The organism is Microcoleus pseudofavosus SVA1_A4 (assembly GCF_036700565.1).
Taxonomy (GTDB): Bacteria; Cyanobacteriota; Cyanobacteriia; order Cyanobacteriales; family Microcoleaceae; genus Microcoleus.
Genome location: NZ_JAUBPE010000150.1, coordinates 1 through 4,496, shown reverse-complemented (window position 1 = coordinate 4,496; position 4,496 = coordinate 1). Strand labels below are relative to the sequence as shown.

The following is a 4,496-nucleotide window of genomic DNA, read 5'->3' as shown; positions in this document are numbered from 1 at the left end:
GTGAGGCTATTTCTGCCCATTCTTGTGACTTGGCTATGCCTGAGCTCATTCCCATTCTTCAGACCTGAATCCTTACGAGGAAAGGTTTGCTCTGAGTGAAGAACTCAGAGTTAAAAGTAACAATTGGAAACACCAGAAGTTACGTTCAATACCAATCCCTAAAAAGGATGGGAGTACCCGCCTCCTCAAGATACCTACTATCGCCGATAGAACGTGGCAATGCCTCGCAAAATACGCGCTAGAGCCAGCACACGAAGCAACTTTTCACGCTCAGAGTTATGGGTTCAGAACAGGAGTGCGATTCGTTGGGTAGAAACTAGCCCTGAAATGGGTAGAGGATTACCCGCAAGTAACATAAGAACCTTGACAATCTGATAGTCATGTGGGTGAGAGAAAAGTATCCTAGAACCGCTCAAGTCCCACCCTCCAGGTGCAGGAGTGAAAGCACACAGAGCGCAGTTCTGAACTGTGTCCCCCAGGGTAGCGACTAGCCATCAATCCCTGAAGCGGGGGTGAAAGGTGTCAATGCTGGAAGCCTAATCTGGCAATCACCAAGCAAGAGTTCATGAGTAGGCACACAAAGGTACGTTTAACCATCGTCATGAACAACCAGCGGAATCAGGCTTACACGCTGGGAGTCCCAAACAGGGCAAGGATAATGGGGAGTTGGCAATTCCTGGTTGACCAACAAGCACTTCCTCCAAACCCGGTGGATAGTACCGCTCTAAAAACTCTATCAATGGCTATCAGAAACGAAGTAACCTCTCGTAAGCTCTCAGTCAGATCGATGACTGAGTAGGTGCTAACCGGATGCTGCGAGTAGGAAAGATTGAGTCAAAAGCCAAAGCCTGAAGTAATGTTCAGGATATGCAGACAGACTCACGATGTTTTGGAAGATAGAGACTCAAGTAAGGAATATAAATGTCCAAAACGAGTTTAAAGACTACGGTGGAATGGCGCTCGATTAACTGGCGCAAGCTAGAGCGACGAGTTTACAAGCTCCAAAAGAGAATCTATCAAGCCTCTCAACGTGGTGATGTAAAGGCATTACGCAGACTCCAAAAGACGTTGATGAATTCTTGGTCAGCAAGAGCATTATCGGTTCGTAGAGTTACCCAAGATAACACTGGCAAAAAAACAGCAGGAGTGGATGGAATTAAATCTCTATCCCCAGCAGCTCGTTTGAAGTTAGTAAACAACTTAAAACTGGGTTCTAAGGTCAGCCCAACCCGGAGAGTATGGATTCCAAAACCGGGAACGGAAGAGAAGCGACCTCTAGGTATACCTACAATGAAAGACCGAGCCTTGCAAGCGCTCGTCAAGATGGCACTAGAGCCTGAATGGGAAGCGCGATTTGAACCCAACAGTTATGGATTCAGAGCCGGAAGGTCATGTCATGATGCAATTGAAGCAATATTCAACGAGATTAGGTATAAAGCCAAATACGTGCTAGATGCCGACATTTCCAAGTGTTTCGACCGCATCAACCATGTAGCGCTGCTCAACAAACTTAATACATTCCCCACCATCCGCCGTCAAATACGAGCCTGGTTAAAAGCGGGAGTGATGGACAATATGCAGCACTACGAGACATCTGAGGGTACTCCACAGGGTGGGGTCATCTCCCCACTACTAGCAAATATTGCCCTCCACGGGATGGAAAACCAGATTAAACAAGCTTTCCCCAGAAAGACAATAGTCAAGAAAGGGAAATACACTGGTTATCAACCAGGAGCAACATTAATCAGGTATGCAGATGACTTCGTGATTCTCCACGAAGACATAACCGTTGTCCAAAGATGCCGAGAGATAATCTCGGAATGGTTAAAAGACATAGGCTTGGAATTGAAGCCTAGTAAAACAAGACTGACACACACCCTTACAGAAATGGAGGGTGAAAAACCAGGGTTCGATTTCCTTGGTTTCAATATACGTCAGTTTCCCAAAGGAAAACACCAATCAGGTAAGAATACCCAAGGGGAAAAACTAGGATTCAAAACCATCATCACCCCAAGCCAAAACAAGATTAAGGTACATTACGACCACATCGCAAGAGTTATTGACGCCCAAAAGTCAGCACCACAAGCGGCGCTAATCAAACGAATCAACCCCATAATACGGGGATGGGCAAACTACTATGCGACTGTAGTAAGTAAGGAAGCTTACGCAGAATTAGACGACCTGGTGTATCGAAAACTTGTAGCTTGGGCAACCCACCGCCACCCAAAGAAATCAAAGTCATGGGTGTCAAAGAAATATTGGCAATCTATGGGCGGTGACAACTGGGTATTCGCAACCAGGAAAGAGGGTACAAGCCCACTTCGGTTACTTGACCATGCCGACACTCCAATATTGCGTCATGTGAAAGTTAAAAGCAAATCGTCACCATACGACGCGAACCTAGTTTACTGTAGTTTAGACTAAAAAATGAGTGCAGCTAAAAGTAGCCACCTTTTAACAGAAGGCAAGATGTTGCTCAAAAACTCAAGAGGTAGAAGATTAAACAGCTAATCTTGAAGACTTTTTGCGTCGAGAAACCCGTTTTTTGACAGTGGGATAATATGGTGCCTTAGTACGTGCCTTTCCTTTTTCCCAGCCGGGGGATTTTCCCCTATGTTTAGGCATTTTCGCGGGAGTACCAAGGTCAACTAAAACTGACAACATTGATTGGGCAACACGTCCAGGAGTTAAATTGATATTAGCCGATTGCCAAGGTAATATATTCTCGACGACTAAATCCCTAGCTAGCCAGAGTTGCCAACTCATCAATGGCATTAAATCGCTCCAGCGCTCAGATTGTTCGGGAGTTCTCAAGTTAGGCAATGTCCAATGTAATCTTTGCTTAGCAAATCTATACCAATGATCCACTCCAAAACGTCGTAAATACTTAAACCAAACAGTTTCGCTTAGGGAGAGTTCGTTCTCCCACCCAAGCCAACCACAAGGGTGGAAACGGCTGACCGTTTGACATGGGATTCATTCTTAAGGGCCAGGATTAAATTGACTCTCTGTTCGGCGGCACGATAAAAATGTAAGTCAAGCCATTGCCTGACTCGGACTTGTCCCAAATCTGGATGTTCGTCAATTGCGATCGCAGTATCCGCTTCGAGCCATGTGGTTGGGTCGGAGAGCCTCATTTTCTGACCGTGCTTGCGTGGTCTGCCGCGACCACTATATGCTGGTGGTGCTGACCATAAGCAGGCATTCTTTCGGACTCTCATTAAACAATCAGCTTGAATATCTGCTTGCGCCAGTACCCAATTTGCATTGCCATATTCAGCATCTAAAACTGCTAAGACTGGATTGATGCTCTGTTCACAAACAAGTTTGAGTTGGGAAGCTGCTTTTTCTATTGGTGAAGACCAACTACTAATTCGTTCATGTAGTAGGGGTAATGCCCAACTTCCTTGTGCTTCGGGTATCCATGCAATTGTACTGTACCCCTGTCCAATAATGACGCCCTGCTGATATTCATGGGTTCTGTCTTTTAATGTTTTAGCCTCTGGTCTCCCCCATGCCGTGTGGTCAATTGCTACTAAAACGTGTTCCGTTGCGGGTACTTGCTGTTCTAATTGCTGGAGATACAGCATCATCAGTTTTTTCCGATCCGGCCTACTGTCTTGCAATGCTTCGTAAACGCTTGGCCATTGACGATTGAATAGCGGACTGAGCGAAAATTCCGCCAAACAGGCCGCATTCGGGCGTGGTCATCACTGCATCCATCAGCTCGAATGTTGCATCCTTGGCTCGTACCAATAACTCGTATGCTGCTTGACGAAAGTCCTTTAATCGTTCACTGTTCATTTAGGGAGTGGGTAGGTTTTCTTTTTCACCCTTATTCTCTCCCGGCGCGGTGGCTCTAGTTCTTCTTTTGCCACCGTTCTCATCTTTATTTAGTCTAAACTACAGTAGTTTACTGGAGTACAAGAATGGGTAACAACCCAGAAATGCCAACTAGGGTATCAAAACTCTTGAAAAGGCAAAAAGGGAAGTGCGCCCACTGCGGATTGTTTTTCCGTGAAAACGATGTGATAGAAATTGACCACAAAATCCCGAAATCGCAAGGTGGAAAGGATTCTTACGATAACTGGGAACTTCTACACAGACATTGCCACGACACAAAGACTGCCTCAGATGGCAGTCCCGGCAACAAATCCGGCTGCAATAGTGCCGAGCCTAAGCCCACCAAAAGACTTGAAAAAGTCGCAGACAAATGGGTAATGAGGTATGCGTGACAAGCACCAAATCATTGAGGAGCCGTGTGAAGGGAAACTTTCATGCACGGTTTTGAAGACCAGCGAGGCTGGTGACAGTCTCGCTGAGTTTAATAGGTCGGCGCATGACGCGCAGAAATTTCTGTTCCTGAATCTACGCTCAAACGCCCACGGAATAGAAAAACGGGTTATCGAACTCGATATCGAAGCGCGACCTGAAATGGTCGTTTAGTACGGGAAGCCGTCTTCCCTAGCGGATTCACACCCGCTACTCTCACGTAA

General features: G+C 46.1%; 1 protein-coding gene and 2 pseudogenes. 2 read left to right on the top strand and 1 reads right to left on the bottom strand.

Translation table 11 applies throughout. The features are described 5' to 3' along the window. Positions 1 to 921 precede the first annotated feature (921 nt). Positions 922 to 2,415, top strand: a pseudogene (gene ltrA, locus QUA02_RS32750) (group II intron reverse transcriptase/maturase); the annotation flags it as partial. Positions 2,416 to 2,906: 491 nt separating this feature from the next. Here the strand turns inward: ltrA and QUA02_RS32745 are convergent. Then, positions 2,907 to 3,686 (bottom strand): transposase, encoded by a 780-nt coding sequence (locus tag QUA02_RS32745; RefSeq protein WP_333033890.1) that lies wholly within the window; start codon positions 3,684 to 3,686, stop codon positions 2,907 to 2,909. 225 nt (positions 3,687 to 3,911) lie between these two features. Here QUA02_RS32745 and QUA02_RS32740 point away from each other — a divergent pair. Further along, positions 3,912 to 4,320, top strand: a pseudogene (locus tag QUA02_RS32740) (HNH endonuclease); the annotation flags it as partial. Positions 4,321 to 4,496: the final 176 nt, after the last annotated feature.